Source organism: Verrucomicrobiia bacterium, assembly GCA_035577545.1.
Classification (GTDB): Bacteria; Verrucomicrobiota; Verrucomicrobiia; order Palsa-1439; family Palsa-1439; genus Palsa-1439.
Map to the genome: position 1 here is coordinate 1 of DATLVI010000003.1, position 5114 is coordinate 5114.

A 5114-nucleotide genomic window follows, 5' to 3' on the forward strand; every position below is an offset into this window, starting at 1 on the left:
GCGCCGATTCGAGGTCAAGTCGGCATGGATCGGGTCTACGCTTCCGTTCCTGGAGAGCCGGTAAGTTTGCAGGCCTGGATGGATTCCTTGAGAAATGGTCGGACTTTCGCGACGAATGGGCCGTTGATTGAGTTTACGCTCGGCGGACTTAAAGTTGGGGACGAATTAAGGTTTGACGGTGCGCAAGCCGCTGTGCCTTTTACGGCGAAATTGCGATCGATTGTGCCGATGGATCATTTCGAAGTGGTTTGCAACGGACGAGTCGCGGCAACACTGAAGCTTGAGGGAGCGCGTGATTCGGGCGATGTGAAAGGAACGCTGCCGCTTAAGGAAAGCGGATGGTGCGTGCTGCGGGCTTCGAGCGACAACGCGGAGTATCCGGTGCTGGACAAATATGTCTATGCGACAACGAGCCCGATTTACATGACAATAGCCGGGAAAGCGCCGCGCTCGACCGAAGATGCAAAATATTTTGCGGCCTGGGTCGACCGGACGATCGATGTGACCTCCCACTACCCCGACTGGAATTCTCCCGCCGAAAAGGAATATGTGCTGAAGCGTCTGACCGAAGCGCAAGCCGTCTACCAAAAGCTGGGCGCTGGTCTTCCCTGAAGCGCGATCGAGAGAAATCCTTCGATTGTTATTAGGAACATCTTCTCGCTGATTTTGATCTTCTCTGGCTTACCTCATACAACGCGTTCTTGTAAATATTGAGGGTTCGAATCACTACTCCAAAGAGTTAAGTTGGTGGATTTAAAAGACTTGTCGAAGTTCGTTTTGCAGTTTTGCCCTTGCGGAGACTGAGGGCTGCATTAGCTCCCCGCCCGGGTCTGTTCGTTTTTGATAGGACATAACAATACTCTTATATATACTTTAAGTACATACTTTTCACGAATAATTGCCCTGCTACTGGTCCGCCTTACTCTACTCTATAAGCGCCCGGCTACCGATGCCAAGCCCGATACGTTCCGTCCAGTGACTCCGCACATCAAAGTGCCACGGACAAGTAAAGTACTGGCGCGGTACATGATTGCATAACAATGTCGGCTCCTTGACCCGGGTAAACTGTGGTTTATCGACGACCGCAGGCTCGGGAGAAAGGAGGCGAACATGATGATAATAGGCGTAGATTACCACCCGAGCTTTCAGCAGATTGCATTTTTTTGTAGAAGAGACGGGTGAGTGTGGTGAGCAGGAACTGAACCACAGTGATGGGCAAGCAGAGAAATTCTACCGAGACCTGAAGCAGCGAGGAATCAGCGTACGGGTAGGAATGGAGGCTACCGGATATTCACGCTGGTTCGAGCGGCTACTCGCTGAATTAGGTTTCGAGCTGTGGATCGGCGATCCAGCGGAGATCAAGGCCAAGCGAGTGAAAAAGCAGAAGACCGACCGCAAGGATGCCCAACTTCTGCTCAGGCTGATGCGGGAAAAGAACTTCCCGCAAATCTGGGTACCGAGCCCGGAGAATCGAGATCTCAGGCAACTGTTGTGGCACCGGCATCGCTTGGTGCAGATGCGCACACGGATCATGAATCAGTTGCAGGCGTTGGCCATGAACGAGGGCTATCGCTGGAAGAAAAAACTGTTCAGCGAACAGGGGCGAGCACAGTTAGAGAAGCTCACGCTGGCTCCTTGGGCCAGTCGACGGCGGCAAGAGTTGCTGGACCGCATGAATCCGACGATTGAGGAGTTAACCGCAGCCGTCGAGCTGGAAGCCAGAACGCGACCCGAAGTGCTGCAGCTGATGACCCATCCCGGTGTTGGTCCGCTTACGGCACTCGCCTACGTGTTGATCATCGGAACTCCGACTCGGTTTTCTCGTGGCAAGCAGATCGGCACCTACGTGGGAATGATTCCGAGTGAGGACTCCAGTGCTGGCAAGCAACGGCTGGGGCACATCAGCAAGCAAGGCAGTTCCTTGTTGCGCTTCTTGCTGGTGGAGGCGGCCCAAGCAGCAGCGCGTAACCATCCTGACTGGCGACGTCGGTACATACGCTTGGCCATGCGTCGACACAGAAGCATTGCCAAGGTAGCGATGGGACGTAGGCTGGCGATCCGGTTGTACTGGATGTGGCGAAATGGTTGTGAGTATTCGCAGTCGTTAGAGTTCGGTTCGTACGCGGGACAGCTCGGTACCGGACATGGCGCGAAGTTGAACGCCTAAGTTCACGCCGGACGGGCTTCACTGAACTCCGCACGACCTCGAATTGTCCTCCCTCGACAACTCTTCCTAACCGCATCGTCTTCCGAGTGTGTTGATTGTCAGGGTCAATTCGCACCGGTCCTTCTGTAGCTTCAAAGTGCTGGTCACGTAGCTCTTCCCGAACGGCACGCACGTCAAATGTTGGCGCAGTATAGGCTAAGGGAGCGAAACAGAATGGGAAGTAATGGCGCAGTACGGGAAAGGATGCACGCTATCTCAGCAAGCTTTGGCGCCTATTGGCAAGGACGGGGCAGGGTAATCGCAAGCTGATTATTCGCCTTTCACGCAACGTTTGCTGTTCGGAAGCTGGAATCCGGCATGCCACTTGTCCAGAAAAGCCGCGCGGGCGTCACATGGTCCCGATAAGATTGACGAATACGCCTTTGTGGTTGTACTTCAGATCGGTCAGGTCGTCGGAGAAGTCGGTGAAGTTGTAGCCGACGCCAGCCTTCAGGTTCTTGCTAATATGACGATAGATCGCGGCCAGCGCGCCGCGGCGCCGTTGACTTATATCCGGCAAGTAAAGCGTTCGCACCTCCGCCAGGCCATCCCATGCCTTGAGGAACCGCCAGTCCACGCGCAACACCGCGAGCTGCCCGGCGTTGTCGAAGAAATTCGGGTGCACGCGATCGAGGCTTTCCTGTCCCATGCGGTAGGCGTACTTGCCTCCGAGGGACCAATTCGCCGTGAGGTCGTAGGTCAGGTCGAGCGCGGCGATGTGGCTCTTCTGAAGGAACTCGGCCGCAGTGTTCTGCAATCCCACCTGACCCGTGGTCGGCACGTTATAGAAGTACGTGTACTTGACCAGGGCGTTCAGCCGGTCGTTCCTCACTGGACGGTACGCGTAGCCGACCACGGCCTCGGTGTAGCCGCCAGCATAGAACTCGCCGAGCGAGCTATCACTGGTCGAGCGGTCCAGCTTGCCGATCAAGCGCCAGTCGGGCGTCAGTTGCAACTTGAAATTGTTCCGAAACAGCCATGTAGTCATTTCGTTATGTGTCCGGTCGAGTTGTTCCGCGTTATCCCGGCGAAACTCGATCGCGCTCGAGAACTGCATCTTAGCCAGGCCGTAGCCCATGTTGATCCGTGCCGCCTTGCGATCGGTTTCGGCGCCGGTCTGTGAGTCGAGCAGTTTGCCGACCTCCCCGCTGCCGCCGAGATTCCAGTGTTCTTTCGGCGTGAGGTTGATTCCGGTGGTGTGAGTGAGTCCGCTCAGGGATCCGCCATTCTGGTAACGCTCCTCGACGTAGACACTGGAAGTGTCGGAGAGCCGCACCTTCGTGCCCAAGACCAGGTTGCCCTGGCTGCCGGGAAGCAGCAGCCCGTTGTCTGTCCGCTCGTTTTCCAGCGAATAGTTCAGGTAATAACTGGTCCCCTGGGAATCGAGAAAGCTCGTGCCGACCTTTCCACCAGGTCCGAGGTGTCCGTCGGACGCCTCCCCGTCGATCCGGAAGCGTTTCGTCAGGCGATAGGAGCCGCCCACGCCGATGCGATCATTGTCTTCTCGGCCGCCGCTTGCCGCGACCGTGCGCTGGCCGAAGCCATAGGCGCTCCAGGAGGCGCTGGAATCGAACTTCACTTGCGCGACCGCGTCCGTGCGCTCGCCCTGTATCTGCGTCAGGGGAACAACCGGCGAATTGTCCTTACGCAGGTCGTTGCGCACGCCGGTGCTGACGGTCCATTTTTCGGCTAGCTTGTAGGCCACGTCCAATTCGACCGCCCGAGTCTCGAGCCCCTGGCTCTCGATTTTCTGATCGCCCTTGGCTGCGAGACTCAAGCTGCTCGTCACGGGCAGCCTGAACGTTCCGCCGTATTGCTCGGTGTCCTTAATCGTCGCCTGTCCTGGCGATGAATAACCGGCATCGAGGTGCTGCTTATAGAACGTGAAGCGACCGTCGCGACCCTCGAAGAAATCGCGCAGCCCGACGCTCAGGTCGGCGCGATAGGCGCCAGCCTTCGCGCCGGTGAACGACTGGTCGTTAGGACCCTGAAACCCAAATCCGCCATCATTGGATTGCAGCGAGGGAGAGAGGAGACCCGTGCTGCGGCCTGTCTGCAACTTGAACCAGGAATTGGCGCTCTTCCGCAACGTCAGGTCTGCGGCGCCGAGGTTGCTAGTGGAGTCCCCCTCGTTGGAATCGGCCGTAAAGCCGAGCCGCACATGGTCGTTGAGCCAGTAATGGACTTGACCCCCGACGGCGACTTGGTCCAGCTTTTCGAAACCTGGCGTATATTCGTAACGCGCCACCAGGTAGGCCTCGTCACCGCTCAAGCCGCTGGTGCGCACCAACAGGTTGTCGTTGGCAGTCGACGAGAGCGGCTGGGAAAGCAGCAACCGGCCCTGCAGGTAGTCGATGTCGTAGTCCACGTTGGGTTGCAGGTTGACCACCCCTGTGACGATGCCGGAGGCCTTGTCGTGAATTTCGATGCGCACGCGCTCAGAGCCCGTCAGGATGTCCTGGTGGTGCAGGAAGTAGAGCGATCCTCCCGTTCCACGGAATTCCTCATAGCTCGCCATCGTTCCTGGTTGGGCGGCGAATCCATCCACCGTGAGCCGCCGCTCGCCGAAGCTGGTGGTGGGTTCGGACGCGTAATGTGCGTTAGCTCCGTACAAGCCTCGGTCGACGTGGGCCAGTTCGTTATCCAAATAGCCAACCTTGAAATTGCCCCACATCCCGTAATTCTCGCCATTGCTCGCTTTGACGTAGAACTTGCCCAAGGTTGGCGCCATTTCTTGCACTACACCGTCGTCGCCAAACGTCGGGTAATAATAGTCGGGATCGATGCGCCGGAATAACGAATCGGGCGACTTGGCCAGGAAGTTGCTGAACAGGTCCTTCACCGGGCCTTCGCGGGTGTCCGCGCTCGCCGTCAACCGCCAGTTCTGATGCACATTTCCGTTCAAGTA

General features: G+C 57.2%; 3 protein-coding genes. 2 read left to right on the plus strand and 1 reads right to left on the minus strand.

What is annotated here, in order from left to right; translation table 11 throughout:
- Both VNL17_00135 and VNL17_00140 read left to right on the plus strand, forming a co-directional pair.
- Positions 1-612 (plus strand): hypothetical protein (locus VNL17_00135; protein HXI82478.1); only part of this gene is annotated, 612 nt, incomplete at its 5' end.
- A gap of 541 nt (positions 613-1153) precedes the next feature.
- Positions 1154-2167 carry an IS110 family transposase gene (locus VNL17_00140; protein HXI82479.1) on the plus strand — a complete coding sequence of 338 codons (1014 nt, stop codon included), beginning with the start codon at positions 1154-1156 and terminating at the stop codon, positions 2165-2167.
- A gap of 388 nt (positions 2168-2555) precedes the next feature.
- Here the strand turns inward: VNL17_00140 and VNL17_00145 are convergent.
- Positions 2556-5114: flagellar motor protein MotB (locus VNL17_00145; protein HXI82480.1), on the minus strand; the 2559-nt coding region annotated here is incomplete at its 5' end.